Source organism: Actinoplanes sp. GCM10030250, assembly GCF_042666575.1.
Taxonomy (GTDB): Bacteria; Actinomycetota; Actinomycetes; order Mycobacteriales; family Micromonosporaceae; genus Actinoplanes.
In genome coordinates, this window is the sequence record NZ_JBHTDO010000005.1 from 265,513 (window position 1) to 284,038 (window position 18,526).

General features: G+C 66.4%; 18 protein-coding genes and 1 tRNA gene. 11 read left to right on the forward strand and 8 right to left on the reverse strand.

Annotated features, from left to right (window positions below; translation table 11 throughout):
- Nucleotides 1-5: 5 nt before the first annotated feature.
- The 6 genes from ACFQV6_RS10605 to ACFQV6_RS10630 all read right to left on the reverse strand — a co-directional run bounded on the left by ACFQV6_RS10605 (nucleotide 6) and on the right by ACFQV6_RS10630 (nucleotide 4,609).
- The gene (locus ACFQV6_RS10605; protein WP_378027208.1) at nucleotides 6-725 is read right to left on the reverse strand and encodes a hypothetical protein; all 720 of its coding nucleotides are present in this window, start codon (nucleotides 723-725) and stop codon (nucleotides 6-8) included.
- On the reverse strand, nucleotides 718-1,035 hold the full coding sequence (locus ACFQV6_RS10610) for a hypothetical protein (protein ID WP_378027209.1): 318 nt from the start codon (nucleotides 1,033-1,035) through the stop codon (nucleotides 718-720). Before ACFQV6_RS10610 ends, ACFQV6_RS10605 begins: the two co-directional genes overlap by 8 nt.
- Before the next feature lie 39 nt (nucleotides 1,036-1,074).
- Nucleotides 1,075-1,854, reverse strand: coding sequence for a YbaB/EbfC family nucleoid-associated protein (locus ACFQV6_RS10615; RefSeq protein WP_378027210.1), 780 nt, complete (start codon nucleotides 1,852-1,854; stop codon nucleotides 1,075-1,077).
- 722 nt (nucleotides 1,855-2,576) lie between these two features.
- A complete protein-coding gene (locus ACFQV6_RS10620; RefSeq protein ID WP_378027211.1) occupies nucleotides 2,577-2,816 on the reverse strand; it encodes a GntR family transcriptional regulator in 240 nt (79 codons plus the stop codon).
- Nucleotides 2,817-3,132: 316 nt separating this feature from the next.
- Entirely contained in the window at nucleotides 3,133-3,741 is a 609-nt protein-coding gene (locus ACFQV6_RS10625; protein ID WP_378027212.1) for a bifunctional 4-hydroxy-2-oxoglutarate aldolase/2-dehydro-3-deoxy-phosphogluconate aldolase, read from the reverse strand.
- A complete protein-coding gene (locus ACFQV6_RS10630) occupies nucleotides 3,728-4,609 on the reverse strand; it encodes a GntR family transcriptional regulator (protein ID WP_378027213.1) in 882 nt (293 codons plus the stop codon). The genes ACFQV6_RS10625 and ACFQV6_RS10630 overlap by 14 nt, the downstream gene beginning before the upstream one ends.
- Before the next feature lie 412 nt (nucleotides 4,610-5,021).
- Between ACFQV6_RS10630 and ACFQV6_RS10635 the strand changes: the two genes are divergently transcribed.
- From ACFQV6_RS10635 to ACFQV6_RS10665, 7 genes are all read left to right on the forward strand, one after another.
- Nucleotides 5,022-5,270: a DUF6284 family protein gene (locus ACFQV6_RS10635; protein WP_378027214.1), complete on the forward strand. Its 249-nt coding sequence runs from the start codon at nucleotides 5,022-5,024 to the stop codon at nucleotides 5,268-5,270.
- The gene (locus ACFQV6_RS10640; protein ID WP_378027215.1) at nucleotides 5,270-6,034 is read left to right on the forward strand and encodes an ABC transporter permease; all 765 of its coding nucleotides are present in this window, start codon (nucleotides 5,270-5,272) and stop codon (nucleotides 6,032-6,034) included. The genes ACFQV6_RS10635 and ACFQV6_RS10640 overlap by 1 nt, the downstream gene beginning before the upstream one ends.
- 240 nt (nucleotides 6,035-6,274) lie before the next feature.
- Nucleotides 6,275-8,455, forward strand: coding sequence for a cell division protein FtsK (locus ACFQV6_RS10645; RefSeq protein WP_378027216.1), 2,181 nt, complete (start codon nucleotides 6,275-6,277; stop codon nucleotides 8,453-8,455).
- A gap of 392 nt (nucleotides 8,456-8,847) precedes the next feature.
- Nucleotides 8,848-9,183 (forward strand): hypothetical protein, encoded by a 336-nt coding sequence (locus tag ACFQV6_RS10650; RefSeq protein ID WP_378027217.1) that lies wholly within the window; start codon nucleotides 8,848-8,850, stop codon nucleotides 9,181-9,183.
- A 34-nt stretch (nucleotides 9,184-9,217) separates the two neighbouring features.
- The gene (locus ACFQV6_RS10655; protein ID WP_378027218.1) at nucleotides 9,218-11,167 is read left to right on the forward strand and encodes a DUF3987 domain-containing protein; all 1,950 of its coding nucleotides are present in this window, start codon (nucleotides 9,218-9,220) and stop codon (nucleotides 11,165-11,167) included.
- A 310-nt stretch (nucleotides 11,168-11,477) separates the two neighbouring features.
- Nucleotides 11,478-11,666 carry a helix-turn-helix transcriptional regulator gene (locus ACFQV6_RS10660; RefSeq protein ID WP_378027219.1) on the forward strand — a complete coding sequence of 63 codons (189 nt, stop codon included), beginning with the start codon at nucleotides 11,478-11,480 and terminating at the stop codon, nucleotides 11,664-11,666.
- Nucleotides 11,663-13,057 (forward strand): tyrosine-type recombinase/integrase, encoded by a 1,395-nt coding sequence (locus tag ACFQV6_RS10665; RefSeq protein WP_378027220.1) that lies wholly within the window; start codon nucleotides 11,663-11,665, stop codon nucleotides 13,055-13,057. Before ACFQV6_RS10660 ends, ACFQV6_RS10665 begins: the two co-directional genes overlap by 4 nt.
- Before the next feature lie 157 nt (nucleotides 13,058-13,214).
- Here ACFQV6_RS10665 and ACFQV6_RS10670 read toward each other — a convergent pair.
- A tRNA-Ser gene (locus ACFQV6_RS10670) sits at nucleotides 13,215-13,299 on the reverse strand.
- A 67-nt stretch (nucleotides 13,300-13,366) separates the two neighbouring features.
- Here ACFQV6_RS10670 and ACFQV6_RS10675 point away from each other — a divergent pair.
- From ACFQV6_RS10675 to ACFQV6_RS10690, 4 genes are all read left to right on the forward strand, one after another.
- Nucleotides 13,367-14,329, forward strand: coding sequence for an NAD(P)H-quinone oxidoreductase (locus ACFQV6_RS10675; protein ID WP_378027221.1), 963 nt, complete (start codon nucleotides 13,367-13,369; stop codon nucleotides 14,327-14,329).
- A 246-nt stretch (nucleotides 14,330-14,575) separates the two neighbouring features.
- The gene (locus ACFQV6_RS10680) at nucleotides 14,576-15,166 is read left to right on the forward strand and encodes a DUF4352 domain-containing protein (RefSeq protein WP_378027222.1); all 591 of its coding nucleotides are present in this window, start codon (nucleotides 14,576-14,578) and stop codon (nucleotides 15,164-15,166) included.
- 240 nt (nucleotides 15,167-15,406) lie between these two features.
- The gene (locus ACFQV6_RS10685) at nucleotides 15,407-16,429 is read left to right on the forward strand and encodes a C40 family peptidase (RefSeq protein ID WP_378027223.1); all 1,023 of its coding nucleotides are present in this window, start codon (nucleotides 15,407-15,409) and stop codon (nucleotides 16,427-16,429) included.
- Between the two features lie 388 nt (nucleotides 16,430-16,817).
- Nucleotides 16,818-17,348 carry a YbhB/YbcL family Raf kinase inhibitor-like protein gene (locus tag ACFQV6_RS10690; RefSeq protein WP_378027224.1) on the forward strand — a complete coding sequence of 177 codons (531 nt, stop codon included), beginning with the start codon at nucleotides 16,818-16,820 and terminating at the stop codon, nucleotides 17,346-17,348.
- Between the two features lie 268 nt (nucleotides 17,349-17,616).
- Here ACFQV6_RS10690 and ACFQV6_RS10695 read toward each other — a convergent pair whose 3' ends face one another.
- Nucleotides 17,617-18,330 (reverse strand): class I SAM-dependent methyltransferase, encoded by a 714-nt coding sequence (locus tag ACFQV6_RS10695; protein ID WP_378027225.1) that lies wholly within the window; start codon nucleotides 18,328-18,330, stop codon nucleotides 17,617-17,619.
- Nucleotides 18,331-18,526 lie beyond the last annotated feature (196 nt).

The window sequence follows — 18,526 nt, forward strand, 5'->3', positions numbered from 1 at the left end:
CAGAATCAGCCCTTCACCGCAGGCGGCCAATGGCCGCCGTGGAATGCTGAGTCATCGAACTTCTGGCGCAGGGTGCTGTTGGCTGACGCGCAGATACTTTTCAAGTTCTCCGCGCCGATAATCATCGACGTGCACGCAGCGATGGCTGCTCCACCTGCGATGATCGGCGCAGCTGGCAACCCAACGATGGTTGCGGAGGAGCCGAGTGCGCCGGTGAGGCCGATGGCTAACGCTACAAACGCAGCAGCGAGTGCACCCCAGAAGATGACGATCGCCTGCGCGACTTCCCTGAGCGCGGTGGAGAGGCCGTCGGTGATGGCTGACTTGATCTTGTCCAGAGCCGCTTTCTGGAGCGGCAACATCTGACGGTAGGCGTCCGCTGCGTCGCCATCCCAGTTGTCGTCGGTCAGGAGGAGGCCGGCCTCTGCTGTCTGCACCTGGCCGCTGACGGGGACGCCTACGTGATCACTCCATGCATCGGCCGTCGTCCAGAGCTTGGAGGGTGATCCCATACTGGACAACATCGTGTTGAGGTTGTCCCACATGCGCCGCATGACTTCGCAGAAGGTGTTCCAGCCGGTGACCACGCCGTCTTGGATCGGTCCGGGTAGCCACTTCAGCTTCCCGTCGATGGCGCGCTGCAACTCAACCGTCTTGCCATCGATTCGAGTCAGCGTCGAGTGGATCTGTTCCAGTAGGGCCGCTTCGGTGCTTGCACTAGTCACGGACTTCCCACACCCCCTTGAACTCCTGTGCCGCCTGTTCGTCGTTGACTTCGTAGCTGAGGGCGACCTTGTCGAGGGCGAGGCTGAGGTCGGTATAGACCTGAGTGGCTTCACCGAGGAGGCGCACAGCCTTGTTCTGCAACTCGATGTAGGTGTTCAGAAGCCCGCTGGGCAAGCTCGCCCATGAGAGATCAACTGCGCCGAGGTACAGGGCGGCAGCTTCGTCGCCGGCCTTGGCGGTCACCGACGCAGCGTGTTCCCATGACGCGGAGTCCTTGCGCAACGCGTCGAGTGCAGCTCTCAAGGTCATCGGCGGCGCCTCCTTCATCGCGGGGTGAGTTGGGTCCGATCAGTCGGTCATTCGCAGTCGGCGTGCCAGGCCAAACGGATCCTGCGTGGCCTGCTGCAACTCACCGAGTGAGCTGTCCGCAATCAGCTGTTGCACGCCGTCAGCGGCTGCCTTTTTGTATGCCGCTCGAAAGGCGCCCGTGACCTGTCGCCCGATGGTGGTCGCGTGGGCATCCCGCAGGAGCCGGCGGTCGAAGTGAACGGACTGGACCTCGCCGCCCCCAGTAACCGTGACTGCGACACGGCCATCGGAGCTGCGGCCTGTATGGGTTCGGCTGAGGATGGCGGGGAGCTTGCAAGACACATCATCAATGCCGCGCTCGACCGCTTCGAGCATCCTCAGAAGCTCGGTCAGCGCAGCAGTACGGTCTTCCGGCGACAGGTCTCTGGTGACGGCAGCCTGCAATCGTCGCTGCATCTCGGCGGGTTCGGATCGCAGCTCATCCACATTCGCGGCGCCAGGGTCACGAGTACACGTGGCGGCGACCGATCCGCTTCGGTCTTCGAACGCCGCTCCCCAGGCAGCGAGTCGGCGAACCGAAGCGTCTTGAACGGCCTCGGCCACGGCCGCCGCCATCTCTTCATCGCCAAGCCGCTGTTGCCAGTCGGCGGCTACCGTCACCGCTGCGACTCGGCCTTCTGTGTCCAGCGCCACAGAAACTGATTCGGATGAGTCAATGCCTTCGGAGGCTTGCGCCTGCGCCGCCATGCGCGCGGCCCGCAGCAGAGAATCGCTCTCCTTGGCCAGGCGAGCGAGCGCCTCTAATTGATCATCCGACATGAACGATATCCCCGCGAACCGTCTTCGACCGGGCTTCTGGGCGCGCCGGTGACCAGTTCTGACACTCTCAACTATCGATATCCACTGCAACCCTTTGGTGGCGGAAGTCGGCAAAATGATCGTTCGGGTAGCTGTCCTAATAGCGATCTTTACTAGTCGAACGACTATTCCGGGAAGGGCAGTTAATTGGCATCGGAGTCATGGTCGCGGGGCCTATGTGCGATTCAGTAAACCTGTCGTTCTGTGCTCGAACGGCCAGTTGGTGCGGGCGGTTGACGCGACGGGTGGCCAATAGGTTGATGGGCGCCCTGGCCCGCTCTCGCGAGTGCCGAGCCCTAACTTGGGCCTGTATCAGGCCCCAGGTGGGATCGCCTTTGCCCCATCTCGCGCCATTCGCCCGGTCCGTGAGCTTTCGTCAGTTTGTCAATCATGGCGCGTGCTTCGGCTTCAGAGTCAAAGTCCCACCGCAATACTCTGCCGCTGTCTGAGTCGCCCTGCCGTGCGGTCACACGGTAGCTGGCCGAAAGCCAGATATCCCGCCGGGCAACGCGGCCCCACACCCCGTTCCACCACCGCGCCAACACCACCATGGGATCAGGCTAGTCGAACGCATGTTCTAGGTGCCCAGGAAGCTCGAATGACTGGAATCGAAGCAGCCCATCCACACCACCACGGGTGGGGTCGAGGCAGGACGTGGTGCGCTGCGGATCGCCCTCAGCGAGCTAGGGCGCAGATGCCGGCAATACGAAGGTGCCACGGCCCGGGACCGTCGCTACGAGACCGCGTTCGCGAAGAAGATCCACTGCCTTGCGGGCAGTGCCACGCGCGATCCCGAACTCCTGCTGCATTGCGGTCTCACTTGGGATCGGCCGGTTGGGCGGAAGCTCACCGGCGGCGATACGGGCGGCGATAAGGTCCGCCACCTGCACGTACACCGGGGTCATGCCCTCATGATCGATCACGAGAACGACGCTAGACGCGCAGTATCGGGCCTGTCCGGCGATGTACCGGTCTAGACGTCTCTGGACGTGCATGTACGGGCATGGGTACAGTGCGAACGACAGCGTGGCGGGTAGTCCGCCCGTGGCCGAGGCGGAAGGCCCGGAGCAACCGACATTTGCTTCGGGCCTTCCGTCTGCATCATTCCTGGTGACGGTTCTTCGGGAAATGATCGGATTTCGGCTGTGCCCCCTGAGGCGCGTTCCGCCACAACCAATGGATGAGCGCTCCGTAGCGCCGTACGGTCAGCGCGGCGTCGGAGGCTACAGGTAGGCGCGTTCATTCCGGCGGCTTCTGCACGAGGTTTGCCAGAGCAGCTCGCCGCTCGGCCGCCACGGCCGAGGCTCCAAACGCAACTAGGTTGGCGCCTGCGGTGAGGTAGCAAGGCGCGTCGGGCAGGTTGACGCCGCCGGTCGCTACATAGCTCATGTCAGGAAATGGTCCGCGGATGGCGGAGAACCACGCCGGACCAAGCGTGCTTGCGGGGAAGACCTTTACCCATGTGCATCCTGCGGACCAAGCCTGCTGCACCTCGCTCGGAGTGGCCACGCCGGGCAGATGGGGAAGGCTGGCTCGTTGGCTTCTTGTCATCACGCCGAGGTCGAGGCCGGGAGCAACCGTGTAGCGCGCGCCGGCCGCGAGAGCGTCTTGGAGTCGTTCGTCGCTGATGATGGTTCCTGCACCGACCAGCTTCCGCCTAGACGTGCCGGCGTCGACTACGGCAGCCAGGTTGTCTGTGTCGCCAGGTTGGCCGATGGGGACCTCCACCAGCTCAACGCCTGCGTCCCAAGCGTGGTTGGCAGCTTCGACTGCGGCAGCGGGTGATGGCAACCCTCGGAGGATGACCATCACCCGGTGCCCGGCGAAGATGTCGTCAAGAGTCGGCACGGCTGCCCTCGGTCGTTGTTCCGTCGCTCGTCACCGATGCAATCAGGTCTTTCGCCTGCTGCTGAAGCGGTGCGCTTGAGCCTGAGTTCTCAACGACGATGTGCGGGGCGTTCGGGCGGAAGCCGATCGTGATGTTGCTGAGGTAGCTGGACCAGTCGGCCAGCTTGCCGGCGTCGCGTGCTGCGCCCCGGCCGCGCAGGTACAGGTGCATCGTCTCTGCGTCGCAGTGCACCCAGACCAGCGTCATCGTGGCGTTGAGGCCGCTGAGGCGTTCGCGGGTGCGGTCGATCCATGCCTTGTCGGTGTACTCGCGGATGAACGGGGCGGTTGCGATCACGCTGTTGCCGCACTCGACGTTTTCGATCAGCGTCGCCATCAGGGCTTCGTACTCGCGCGGGCGGATGAGCGTCAGGTAAGACTCTGACTCGCGGTCGTTCGGAGACAGCCCGATCATTTCGAGCGCGGCTTCGACGACTGGCCTGGTGATCGTGTCTTTGTCGATCATCGGCCATCCGGTTTCGCGGGTGATGATGCGGCCCAGCTCGCTCTTGCCGCTGCCGGCGTAGCCACCGATCAGGATCACGTGCGGTGTCGACGTCCGGACTTCGTTGCGTTGGCGCTGGCCCGGCGCGCGGACGGTGCGCTTGGAACGGGACTCGCTGATCACAAGGCCCTCCTCGATGAGCAGCTTCATTGCCTCGTTGATCGTGAAGACGCTGACGTTCCACTTCTTGGCCAGTTCGCGAGTGGACGGAAGGGCCTGCCCGTCCTTGAGCTGCCCGGCATCGATCGCGGTTCGGATGTTGCGCGCTACCTGACGTGTCCGGGACTCCACCGGGGTCGCGGTGGAGTCGGTGCCTGCCGGCATGGCGTGCTCCCTGCTCGTAGCGGGTGTGTAGCGACAGGCTCAGCCTATCAACGACCTAACAGTCTTGTCTTCTCTACCAGCTCAGACGGACTTTGTGCCAAACAGATTGCCTAACAGTTGACCTGTGGATCTAACAGTTGTTAGGTTAGCTGCATCACGAAGGACGTGATGACCGCAACACCAGGCCAGCAAGGACGGGAACGGCGGCACGAGTTGCCGAACGCCATGACACCGCTGGGTCCGACTCGTTTTTTGACAACTCCATGCAGTGGGCCGCACCTCCCCGTAGCGCACACCGTGCGCCGAAAAGGTCGCCGCGCACGGCTTCGGTCCGTGCATCACCAACCCCCTGTCTCTGCTGGCTGGCACGGCTCCTACGCCGTGCTGGCCAACCAACCTGGAGGACATTCCTGTGAGGACGCATCACCTGAACCTCGACGGTCCGTCGCCGGCCGAGCTTGCCGTGATCGACGCTGAGTGGCCGCTGATCGCCGCTGAGCTGGACGTCTTGGACGCCGAAATCACGATTATCAACGCCGCCCATCGCGGCGGCCCGACCGTCTTGGACTGGCGTCGTCTGCGCCGGGCCGAGGCACACGTCACCCGCGTGGCGGCCGATCTGGCGACGCCCGCAGCGACGGTTCGGAAGGCGGTGGCCTGATGACCGCCGCGACTACTACCCGCAGCGCTTACCCGCGCGCCGTCGCTGACTTGCTCCCGCACGCTCGCGAGCTGGCGGCCGAGCTGGGCACGGTGCCGAGCCGGAACAAGTTGATGACCACGTTCAACGTGGGTGCGAAGAAGGCGAACGACCTGCTGACCGAGCTAACCGCCGCCCCGGCCGCTCCGGTACCTGTGCCCGAGCCGGCAACGCCGGCGGAGTTGCCCGACCGCATCGTCATCGACGACAAGATGGCGCGACTGCTCGATCCCTCGCTGCGGCCCGCCGAGCCGGCCGCGCCGACTCCGGCGGCCGAACAGCCGGCAGAGCCGAAGCGGCGACGCCCGATCACCTGGCCAGTGCTGATCCTGTGCCTGCCCGCGTTCGTCGCAATCTGGGGCGGCTGGGTCGAGATGGGCCGGCTCACCGGATTCGGCAAGGTCACGCCGCTGCCCGGCATCGCCGACAACTTCCAGATCGACACTGCGATCACGTTGCCGATCGGTGTCGAGACCTACGCGGCGTACGCGCTGTATGTGTGGCTCTCCGGCCTGGTCGAAGGCATCGCCCGCAACTTCGCGATGTGGTCCGCGATCGCCTCGCTGCTGCTCGGCGGACTCGGGCAGATCGCCTATCACCTGATGGTCACAGCCGGCTGGACGTCTGCCCCGTGGCCGATCACCGCCGCCGTCTCGTGCATCCCGGTCGCCGTGCTCGGCATGGGTGCCGGTCTCGCTCACCTGATGCACAAGTCGCACCAGTAGATCCGCCCGGCGGCACAGCCCTTAGGCCTGGAAACCGTGCTGTGCCGCCGGCCCTCCGTCAGTCCCGAAAGACCAGGAGAGGTCTGTTCATGCTCTCGCACATCCCGCATCGAGTCACCTGGACTGTCCGGTGAACCACACCGTCCGGGCGGACACCAATCACTGCTCTCACCTCTCTGCGAAGCCGCTGACCAGCCACCCCACGAACCCGGGCATGACCGCCCGATCGGAGGACCGCGCGTGAGCACCGATCCCACCCCGGAGAACTTCGATTGGACTGCTGCTGAGGCTGATGTCTCCGCCGAGGTAGTGGACCTGGCCGAGGCCCGAACCCGCAGGTCCGGCCCTGCGAACCCGCCAGACCTCGATCCGGCCGAGTCCGAGGACGCGGAAAGCATTGACGACCGGCCGCCCGCTGACGGCGGCCCGGTCGACCGGGCCGAGGACATCCCCGCCGACGTCCAGCTCCGCCAGCGCGAGCGCCGGCCGATCCTGGCGGACTGGGCACGTTCGTGGCGCGCGCTTAGGGCCGCTGCGAAGCATCAGAGCAAGGATGCCGGGTACCTGCTCGCCTATCACGGCGTCCGGGCACCGAAGTACGCAGCGAAAACTGCGGTGTGGGCGCCGGTTGGCCTGTTCCGTGGCATCGGCCGCGCCTTGCACTGGGCGAGCGCGGAAGAGGGCAACTGGGATCTTCGGCAGGCCGCCGCGACGCGCGGTGAGGCCGACGTGTGGCTCAAGCTCGACGCCCGCCGGCAACGACAGTCGGTGTGGCGCTGGTGGGTACTCGGCTTCGGCGCGCTCGCGGTTCTGGTCGGTGCGCTGGTGCTCGCGTTCGGCCCGACCTGGTGGCGATACGTCGCGCTCGCCGTGGCGGTGCCGCTGCTGGCCACGCTCGGCCGCCCGGCAGACAAGCCGATCACCGATCGGGTGTCCGAGGGCAACCGTTACCGCAAGCTCACCGCGGAGTTGGTGCGCCGGGCGCTGACTTCGTTGCAGATGGCCGCGATCAACTCGGCCGTCAGCAAGGACGCCAAAGCCATCAGCTTCCCGGTAGACATCCACCGCGACGGCCCGGGACACCTCGCCATCGTCGATCTGCCGTACGGGGTGGAAGCGTCCGAGGTGGTTGCCCGGCGAGGCAAGCTCGCCTCAGCGATGCGGCTGCCGCTCGATCAGGTCTGGCCGTCGCCGGCACCGGGACACACCGGCCGGCTAGCGCTGTGGGTCGGCTACGAACCCGCGTCGCAGATGAAACAACCGCCGTGGCCGCTGCTGTCCGAGTCCGCCAAGGTGGACGTGTTCAAGGCGTTCCCGTTCGCGACCACGCCGAAGCTGGACACGGTGTCGGTCAGCCTTATGTTCCGGAACTGGCTGTTCGGTGGACAACCCGGTTCCGGCAAGACGTTCGCGCTACGCGACCTGGTGCTGGCCGCCGCCCTCGATCCGCGCTGCGAACTACGCGGCTACGAGTTGAAGGGCGTGGGGGACTTCGCAGTCCTGGAACCGGTGCTGGCCGAGTACGGCAACGGCTTCGACGACGAGACCCTTGCCCGGTGCTTCGCGTTCATCGAGTGGCTGTACGACGAGTGCCGTAACCGGTCCAAGCGCATCGCGCACTACGCCCGGATGGGCAAGGCACCGGAGAACAAGGTCACTCCCGAACTGGCGTCGCTCAAGGATTCAGGGCTGCACCCGCTGGTGGCGTTCTTCGATGAGCTGCAAGAGCTGATGACCAGCAAGTATGGCAAGGAAGCCGGAGAGATCCTGGAGAAGGTCATCAAGCTCGGCCGCGCGCTGGGCGTGATCATCCTGATCGGCACGCAGATCCCGGACAAGGACAGCCTGCCGACCGGCATCACCCGCAACGTCAACTCCCGGTTCTGCCTCAGCGTCGCTGACCAGACCGCCAACGACATGATCCTTGGTACCTCTGCCTACAAGCAGGGATACCGGGCAACCGTGTTCGTCCCGGTCGACGACGCCGGATGGGGCGTGCTCCGAGGCTTCGGCCCGGTCGAAACAGCCCGCTCCTACGAAGTGGACACCAACAAAGCCGCGCCGCTGGTCGCGCGGGCAGTCGCGATGCGCACCGCCGCAGGCAACATCCCGACGTTCCCGAACGCGCGGCAGGTCGGCCCGGTGCATGACGTGCTTGACGACCTGGCGCGTGTCTGGCCGGACGACGAGAAGTCCTCGTGGAACGAGACGCTGTGCGCGCGGCTGGCCGAGTTGCGGCCGGACGTCTACGGCGGGTGGGAAGCCGCCCAGGTGTCCACCGCGCTCAAGCCGCACCCGGTCGTGAAGGTCGCCGACATCGGCCGGCGTATCGACGGTAAGTCGGTCACCCGGCGTGGCATCCGGCATGCCGACCTCCTGTCCGCGATCGCAGAGCGTGACCGGCGACGGTCGAACGGCTGACCGGTCTGAGAGTGCTAGCGCTAGTAGCTCGCGCTGCTAGCGCTAGCACCTCCGCTAGCACCTGATCAAGATCTTGAGCTGCGCGCTAGTAGTTAGCAGCTCACAGCCCGTCCTGCCTGATAACCGGCCTTGGAGGCTGTTCTGAACCCCCAGCTCACTACCGCTATCGCCCTCCTGCCCGTCCTTGCTGCTGTCACCCTGTGTTACTCGCTTGTGTGTTGGGTCAAGCCCTTCCGGAAGTGCGGCAAGTGCTCCGGAACCCGCACGGTCCGTTCCCGGTTCGGCCGCGCACGGGGCGCTTGCCGACGCTGCGACGGCACCGGCGTTCGGCTCCGCGCCGGCCGCCGGATCTACAACGAGTTGTCACGTCGCCATCGGGAAGGCGCCCGCTGATGGCTCGGATCATGGGTCGCTTCACACGGCTGGAGATCCCCCACACCGACTGGTGCGCCGGCGACCACCGATGCGGCGTCGCTGAGCACCGCAGCGCGGACATCACCGCTGATGGCATCGGCGGCCGGGCATGGCTTACCCGCATCCGCGCCGGCAACCGGGAGTACGTCGAGATCCGAGCGCGGATTCCGCTGCACGCCCGCGACGACGTTGCCCGCTCGCAGCTCGCAACCGCCCTGCATCTGATGCGCGAGTTGCTTACCGAAGTGGCTCCCCGGTTCGTGCGGCTGTCAGGCCATGACCAGCGGCGCGCGATCACCGGCCGCTCTGTCTAACCCGTACCCGCTGCTTCTGGACTGGAGTTGGCTTATGACCTCTGCCGGGTACGACCTGGCAGCCGAACAGGCCGTCATCGGTGCCGCCCTGCTCGCCCCTAACCTCATGCAGGACCTCGCCGCCGCACTAACTTCGGAAGACTTCTACCGGCCCACACACGGGCGGCTGTGGTCGGCCATGTGCGAGATGCACGCGGCCGGCATCCCCACCGATCCGATCACGGTGGCAACTCACGTTGCCGAGTCCGGTGATCTCGCCAGGATGGGTGGCGTCCCCTACTTACACACGCTGCTTGAAGCGGTACCCACAGCGGCGAACGCTGGCCACTACGCGGGCATCGTCGCCGACCTGGCGAAGCGGCGAAAAGTCGCCGACCTGGGCAGCCAGCTCACGCGGCTCGCCGCCTCGGGTGCCGACGCGGCCGAGCTGGTGGCGACCGGCCGCGCAATGCTCGACGACGCCGAGGTGCCGGGCGGATGGCCCGCACTGATTCCCCTCGGTCGCGGTCGGCACCTGCCCACGTTCCCCGCGGAGCTGCTGCCAGGTTGGTTGGCGGAGCACGTATGCGCGGTCGCGGAGTTCACCCAGACCCCCGTTGATCTCGCCGGAAGCCTCTCCCTCGCTGCCCTGTCCACAGCGGCCGGCGGCCGGGCCGAGGTGGAAGTGCGCGGATCGTGGCGGGAGCCGACCAACCTCTACACCGTCGTGGTCCTGCCACCTGGCTCCCGCAAATCCGCCGTGTTCGCGGCGATGGTCGCGCCGATCCTGGCCGCCGAGAGGGCTCTGATCGAACGCACCGCCCCTGCGATCATCGAGGCTGAGCTAGCGGCCAAGGTCGCCGGCAAGGCAGCCGAAAAGGCCGCGATCGCCGCCGCCAACGCCGACATGTCCGGCCGAGACACCCTGATCGCCGAGGCCACAGCCGCCGCCATGAACGCCGAGGCGATCACCGTTCCGGTCAAGCCGCGGTTGGTCGCCGACGACGTGACCAGCGAAACGGCAGCATCTTTGCTGGCTGAGCAAGGCGGCCGACTCGCCGTGCTCTCGCCAGAAGGCGGCATCTTCGCGACCATCGCCGGCCGCTACTCCGGCACACCCAACCTCGAAGTGTTCCTGAAAGGACACGCCGGAGACCTGATGCGCGTCGACCGGCGCTCACGGGAAGCCGAACACGTCGACAAACCAGCCCTGACCATGGGACTCGCGGTGCAACCGGAGATCCTGCGCGACATCGCCGGCATGCCCGGCTTCCGCGGACTCGGCCTGCTCGCCCGAATCCTGTTCGCCCTGCCCGAGAACACCGTCGGACGTCGCAGGATCGGCACCGATCCCATCCCGACCGAGGTAGCAGCCACGTACGCGGCCAACCTCCACTCCCTGGTGCTCTCACTGGCCGAGTGGACCGATCCCGCCGTTCTGGTGCTCACGTCCGAGGCCAACGAACGGGTGCTGGACATCGAACGCCAGGTAGAACCGCGGTTGGCACCCGGCGGCGCATGGGCGCACATCGTCGATTGGGGCAGCAAGTACACCGGAGCGGTCGTCCGGATCGCTGGCCTGCTCCACCTCGCCGAGCATCCCCGCAACGGCTGGAACAGCACCATCGGCGCCGACACCATCGACCGCGCCGCACGGATCGGCGAGTTCTACGCAGCTCACGCCCTGGGCGCGTTCGACGACATGGGCGCCGACATCGCCACCCGCAACGCACGGCTCTTGCTCACGTGGATTGAGCGCACCAACACCAGCGCGCTGACCAAGCGGGAAGCGTTTCGGGCAGTGCAGTGCAGCCAGATCAAAACTATGGCTGATCTCGATCCCGCATTGGCAGTGCTGGAAGCACACGGCTACCTCCGCCAGCTCGACCCACCCGCACCGAAGCGGGCCGGTGGCCGGCCACCCTCGCCGAGCTTCCTGGTCCATCCCGAGGTCCACCAACCGGCCGCGACCGTGCACCAGCTCGACGCGCGCCGAGCCTCATAACCGGCCTGACAGAACTGACGTAACTGACACAACCCCTGCCTGACCGAGGTTCTGTCAGTTGTGTCAGTTCTGTCAGCCGGATCTGGTCACCACACCACCCCGCCGATCGGTACCCGGAACCAAGGTCCTCAGGAAACCAGAGAGCCCTGACGTATCCGTCTATACCGGGGCAATCACGATCGCAGCTCTGTGTGGCTCTCACGGCGGCGCAAGCGCCAGTACGCGCGATGCGCCGTCCGCAATGGACACGTCCTCGCTCCCGAGTTCGGTAAGCCGCTGCATGTCACCTGCCAAGGGAGGCCGGAACCCGTTGGCCCGCGACTTTCTCACCCTGGACGAATTCCTAGACCTGATGGTCGTGCCGCGATCGACGTTCTTCCGCTGGAAGGCCATCGGTCTAGCACCACGCCACTACAAGATGCCCAACCGCCAAATCCGCATCCGTCGCTCCGAGTTTGAGTCCTGGCTGTCCGCCCGAGAGGAGCCACAAGCCGCGTGAGCACCTACGACGTCAAGATCTGGAGCATCCAAGAGCACAAGGGAAAGGACCGGAAGACCGGCAAGGCAAAGAGCACGTATCGACTCCGCTGGGTCGTTGCGGGCAAGGTCTTCAGCGACCGCTTCCAGACCAAGGCGCTCGCCGAAAGCTTCCGCGCGAAGCTGGTGACCGCACAACGGGAAGGCATTGCCTTCGATGAGGCGTCTGGCCTGTCTGAGCCGATGGCGCGTGAACGCAACACCCGCTCCTGGTACGACCACGCGGTTGCGTTCGTCGATATGAAGTGGCCGCGCGCCGCTGGCAAGCAACGCATGAGCATCGCCGAGGCATTGTCGAACGTGACGGTTGCACTGCTTGCCGCCACGCGCGGAGCACCGCCAGAGCGGGATATCCGGCGGGCGCTCTATGCCTGGACGTTCAACAAAGCACGTCGTGACGCCGGCCCGCCGCCGGAAGATCTGGCACCCACAGTCCAGTGGCTTGCCCGCAACACGGTCAACCTGAATGACCTGGAAGATGCCGCGTTGGTGCGTAAGGCGCTCGATGCCCTTTCGCTGCGGTTGGACGGCAGGCAAGCCGCTGCAACGACGATTGCCCGCAAGCGTGCCGTCTTTTACGGGGCACTTCGGTACGCAGTCGAGCTGCGGCTACTCGCAGCTCACCCGATGGACCACGTGCAGTGGGTGACGCCGAAGTCTGACGACGAGATCGACCGCCGTTCCGTCGTCAACCCTGCCCAGGCGCTCAAGCTGCTCACGGTGGTTGCTGACCGGCACCCGCGCCTAGTGGCGTTATTCGCCCTGCTCTATTACGCCGCTCTCCGGCCTGCTGAGGCCTTGCATCTGCGGATCGAGGACTGCGAGCTACCTGAGGAGGGATGGGGGATGCTCCGGCTGTCCGGTTCGACTCAGCACGTCGGGCAAGGCTGGGGCGACGACAGTACGGCGGTACGTGAAGACCGAGAGCTGAAGCATCGAGCAAAGGCCGCTGTCCGCCCGGTACCGGCCGCGCCGCAGCTGGTGCGGGCGCTTCGATGGCACATCGCCGCCCACGGGAACGCCCTTGGCGGCCGGCTGTTCGTCACCCAGGGATATGGCAGTGGCCCGGTGTCGAAGGAGACCTACTCTCGGGTGTGGCGAGCCGCGCGGAAGGCCGGCTTGACGCTGGCACAGCAGCGAACACCGCTCGCCAAGCGACCGTACGACCTGCGGCACGCCGCAGTCTCGCTATGGCTCAACGAGGGCGTGCCGGCCACCCAGGTCGCAGAGTGGGCCGGACACAGCGTCCACGTCCTGTTGAAGGTTTACGCGAAGTGCATCGAGGGCCAAGATGAGGCGGCCCGTCGGCGCATCGAGAACGCCCTGAACAGGATCGACGACGAAGCCGCTTGAACGGCACGTCCCGACGCTCGTGGTCGCACCATGGTCGCGACGAGCGAGATCGAGCGGTATCCGGTGAGACTGAGTGAGACTCTGGAGCTAGCACAAACAACCCCTGTTGGCCTGCGTTCGCGCAGGTCAACAGGGGTTTTTGCTGCTCACGATCGAGCGGAGGGCGTGGGATTCGAACCCACGATGAGTTTCCCCATACCGGTTTTCAAGACCGGCGCCATCGGCCACTAGGCGAGCCCTCCCGTAGTGCCGCTCCAGTCTGCCATCCGTCCGAGTTTCTTGTCGTACCGGTGGGGCAGAGTCCTTCCCATGCGCGCGATCGTGATCGAGGACAAGCAGCTGGTGTGGGCCGAGGTGCCGGATCCTGAGGCCGCTGAGGGGCAGGTTGTGGTCGAGGTGACCGCGACGGCGGTCAACCGGGCCGATGTGATGCAGCGGCAGGGGCTTTATCCGCCGCCGCCGGGTGCGCCTGATTATCCCGGTCTGGAGTGTTCCGGGGTGATCAGTGCGATCGGGCCGGGTGTGAGCGGTCATCACGTGGGTGAGCGGGTGTGTGCGCTGCTCGCGGGCGGTGGTTATGCCGAGCGGGTGGTGGTGCCTGCCGGGCAGTTGCTGCCGGTGCCTGCCGGGTTGTCGCTTGTCGAGTCGGCGGCGTTGCCCGAGGTGGCGTGCACGGTGTGGTCCAACGTGGTGGATCGGGATCGGCTGCGGTCGGGACAGACGTTGCTGGTGCATGGCGGCGGCAGTGGGATCGGCACGTTCGCGATCCAGCTCGGTGCGGCGCTGGGCGCGTCTGTGCTGGTCACGGCCCGTGCCGAGAAGCATGAGCGGCTGCGCGCGCTCGGTGCGGAGCTGACGATCGACTATCAAAACCATGATTTTGTACGGGCTGTGCACGACTACACCGACGGCAAGGGCGCTGACGTGGTGCTCGACATCGTCGGCGCGAAGTATCTGGATCGCAACATCGACGTGCTGGCTGTCGAGGGCCGGATCACGGTCATCGGGATGCAGGGCGGGCGTAAGGGTGAGCTGGGTCTCGGCAAGCTGATGGCGAAGCGGGGGCGGATCTCGTCGACCTCGTTGCGGGCCCGTCCGGTGGCTGACAAGGCCCGGATCGTCGCCGGTGTTCGTGATCAGGTGTGGCCGCTTGTCGCCGCGGGGCTCGTGAAGCCGGTCATCCATACCACGTTTCCGCTGGCCGAGGCGGCCGACGCGCATCGTCTGATGGAGTCGAGCGATCACCTCGGAAAGATCCTTCTGGTCCGCTGATCACTGAGCAATTTTCAACCTGGCATCGGGCCTGAGGCTGCCGGGCCGTTGTCCGGCGCCGGCGACCGAGGCCCTTGCCGCGTTGAAAAAGGCTCACTCTTACGGGTGAACGAGTGTGGGGGTATATGCCCGATAAGTTCAAGTATGCGGCGAGTCGCGGACGTGTCGAGCCATGGCGAACCCAGCATGGACGGACAGTGCGGCCGGGTTCCGGTCGTGCGCCGTATCCGTCTTCTGGGGGACTCCGTGACGTACGCACCGCACCGTTCCGCGCCCACCCGGGCCGTCACGCCGTTCGACGAGAGCCGGGAGGACCGGTCGCTGCGCTGGAAGACGCGAATCTGGATCGCCGGCGGGGTCGTCACGGCGCTCGCCCTGATCAGTTTCGGCGTCTGGGGAGTGGCGACCGCCGACCGCCTTCCGGTGACGGCGGCTCAGCTCTCCGGCGGGGCGATGGCCGGCAACTTCGAGCTGTCGATCGGCGAACTGCGGTGCGGTGTGGAGTCGGTCGGCCCGGAGGGTCTCGAGCAGCGGGCCACCGGACAATTCTGCCTTCTGGACGTCACCGTGAAGAACACCAGTGGTGAGCCCGAGTTGTTCGACAGTGGCGCGCAGCGGGTCTACGACACCAACGGCGTAGCGTACGCGGTCGCCGACCAGGCCGCGGTGTTTCTCAACGATCGCAACGAGACGCTGCTGAACGAGATCGCGCCGGGCAGCAGCATCGCGGGCGTCCTGCCGTTCGACGTACCGACGGATGCGCAGCTCACCGAGGTGTCCGTGCACGGCTCGATGTCCACTCCGGGCGTACGCCTCACGCTTCCACCGGTTCGGTGACCGTCGCGTTTACCTTTTTGAGATCGGGGGATCAATTATCTGAATCAGCCCACGTCGCATTCGATCGTGTGTTGGCATGGTCCACGGAATAAGCACGGTTCTTTGTCCGGGTTCCCATTGCCCACCCTCGAGGCGGCAAAAGCGTGGCAGGCAACATCGTCCACGCATGGATGGGATTCGCGTGAGTGCCCCGGGCCTATTTCGGAGGCAACACTGCACGGTACGTCGACGCGCCGCGCGTTGACCGCCGGCGCTCTTGCGCTGGCCGTCATCGCACCGGCCCTGGACCCGGTCGAGCACGCTGCGGAGGCCGTCATCGCGCCACCGCAGGCACTGCCGGCCACACCGGAACTTCCTGTTCTCCCGCTGCGCGAGGAGATCCAGGAACGACAGCTTCGCGCTAGCTCCGCGGCGGACGATCCGCTTCGGCAGCAGAAATGGGAGATTCCGCTGCGTGCGGGCCTCGAGGAGCGGCTGACGGCCGAACAGCGGGCGTCCCGCTCGGTTCCGCGGCGGATGGCCGCTCGCGTCGCCCTCCGGCAGAGCCCGATGGCGGCACCCGCGTCACGGCGGCCGATCCGGCTCAACACCGGCCCGGCGGCCCGGGTCGCCGAGCGATCGGCGGGTCGGTTCGTCGAGCGGCCAGCGGGTCGGATCGCTGAGCGGCCGTCCGGCCGGATCGGTGAGCGTTCCGCGTCACGGGTCACCGAGCGTTCCGCCGCTCGGGGGGCCGGTCCCGCTGCTCGGGTGGCCGAGCGGCCCGCTACCCGGGCGGGTGAGCGTTCCGCAGCCCGCTTCGCGGCTCGCGAGGCTCACGCCCAGCGGCGGGTCGTCGTTCAGCAGAGGCGGACGACTGTGTCGAGGCGGGGCGCTCTCGCCGTACGCACAAGCACCCGGACCACAGCGGTGCGCCGCCTGCGCGCCAACCCCGGCCGGAGCATGAACGCGGTGATCGCTTTCGCCCGTTCTCAGGTCGGCAAGCGTTACGTGCGCGGTGGCGACGGGCCTGGTGGCTTCGACTGCTCGGGCTTCACCAAGCGGGCGTACGCCCGGGCCGGCCTGCGCCTGCCGCACTCGTCCGGCGAACAGGCCCGCAGGGCCAGGACCGTCTCCCGGGCCAACGCCCGGCCGGGTGACCTTGTGATCGGTCCCGGTCACGTGGGCATCTACATGGGCCGCGGCATGATGATCGACGCGGGAAATCACCGGACGGGCGTCGTCTATCGCAAGCTCTACCGCGGCCTGCGGGTGGCGCGTCTGTAGCTCGCGGCGGCGCGCATGCCGGACACGACGATTCTGATACCGACGTATGGCGCTCGGCGCCGTGGAGGTCTGTATGACCCCTTGTGAGGCCGGACAGCAGTAGGCACCCGCCGCAAGGCGGGTGCCCACTCGCTGATCGCCGGTACGGCGACCGATCGCAACCAGGCGCGGGGATCTCTGCCGCACACACCCGGTCGGATGTCTGACAGAAGCATTACCGACGAGGCCGCTGTGCATGCGGACCACCTGTGCGTTTACCCCTTCGAGTGACGGCACGGCGCAATGCGGGCGAAAGGCGCCGGTCATATCAGGCGGTTAGTCTCTGCCCATCGGGGGAAAACGTAAACGGTTGCCCGCCATGCCTGTTCCCACGCCGCCGGAGGCCTTCATGAGTCTTGACCGTGCCCAGGCTCCCGACCCGTACGATCTGCTGCCGCCGGTCCCGTCCTTCACGGTGACCAGCGCGGACGCGACGGACGGGCAGCCGCTCGACGAGCTCTTCGTGCACACCAGCGTCGGCGGGAAGAACCTCTCGCCGCAGCTGTCCTGGTCGGGGTTCCCCGGCGAGACGCGAGGGTTCGTGGTCACCTGCTTCGACCCGGACGCGCCGACCGGGAGCGGGTTCTGGCACTGGGTGCTGGTCAACCTGCCCGCCACGGTCACCGAGTTGGGCCGGGGCGTCGACCCGCTGCCGGAGGGCGCCTTCTGCGTCCGCAACGACTACGGCGAGCGCAACTACGGCGGTTCCGCGCCGCCGCCCGGTGACCGCCCCCACCGGTACGTCTTCGCGGTCCACGCGATCGACGTCGACCGCCTCGAGGTGACCCCGGACGCCTCGCCGGCCTACGTCGGCTTCAACCTCGCCTTCCACACCCTGGCCCGCGCCACGATCCGCCCCACCTTCCAGGTCCGCGGCTGACCACCTGGCGCCCAGCCCGGCGTGACCGGCTGGCCGCCAGCCCGGCGTGACCGGCTGGCCGCCAGCCCGGCGTGACCGGCTGGCGCCCAGTGCTGCCTCGCGGCCGTTGAGACAGCACCGGGAGCCAGCCGGTGTGCTCACACCCGGAGACAGCGAAGGCCGCCGGGATGCCGGCGGCCTTGTCTGCGGAAAAGGGTGAGGTGCTGAAGAGGTGAGGAGCCTGACGGGGGTGAGGGGCTGACGGGGTGAGGGGCTGACGGGGTGAGGGTCAGCGCGGAGTACGCGCGACGCAGAACACCGACTGGCCGAACGGCGGCTTCACCACGCGCTCGGCGGCCTTGGTCACCGGCAGCACCAGGCTGTCGTAGACCTTGACCATCGGGCCCTCTTTGGGTGCCAGCTTGAAGATGCTCGTGGCGCCGTAGTAACCGATCAGACCCAGCGCGTTCGCGTAGTGGATCTTCTCAATCTCCAGGCCCGCCTCGATGAACGCGGCGGAGAGTGTCTTCTTCGTGTAGCGCCGGATGTGGCCGGTGGCGATGTCGACCTGGCTCATGGCGAACATGAACGCCGGCACGATGATGATGACCCGGCCGCCGGGGCGCACCAGGTCTTTCATGCTGCTCAGCGCACCCACGTGGTCCTCGATGTGCTCAAGGACGTTGTACGACACCGCGGCGCTGTACTCCCCGTTCGCCTCGGGCGAGGGCAGGAGCATCTGCTTCACGTCGATGTTGGGGTGGTCGGCCATGCGCTCCTTGAGGAGCACCAGCCGGTCCGGGTCTGCCTCGGTCGCGGTGAAGCGCGGAAGGTGCTCGGACCACTCCACCGCGTAGTCACCGAGGCCGCTGCCGATCTCGATGGGGTTGTCCCCGAGGTATGGGAGCGCGAGCTCGACGAACCACCTGCGGTGGTTCACGGCCGTGGCAAGGCCTTCGAGCACTTCGGACTGGATCCGCTGGTCTCCAGTGATGTCTGCCATAGGTGAGGTTCCCTCATCTTGCCGATCTGAGTTGCAGCGGGACCGGTGAAGTTAACCATCTGAAGCCCCTATCCGAAAGTTGAGCACCCGGCGCCGCCGATTTTTTGGCCTGATTGAGACATAGCCGGGTCGGGTACTCGGATGGGTTACCCACTTCATGTCCACCTGATGGACACCTTCTCCGGGACACGCTGAA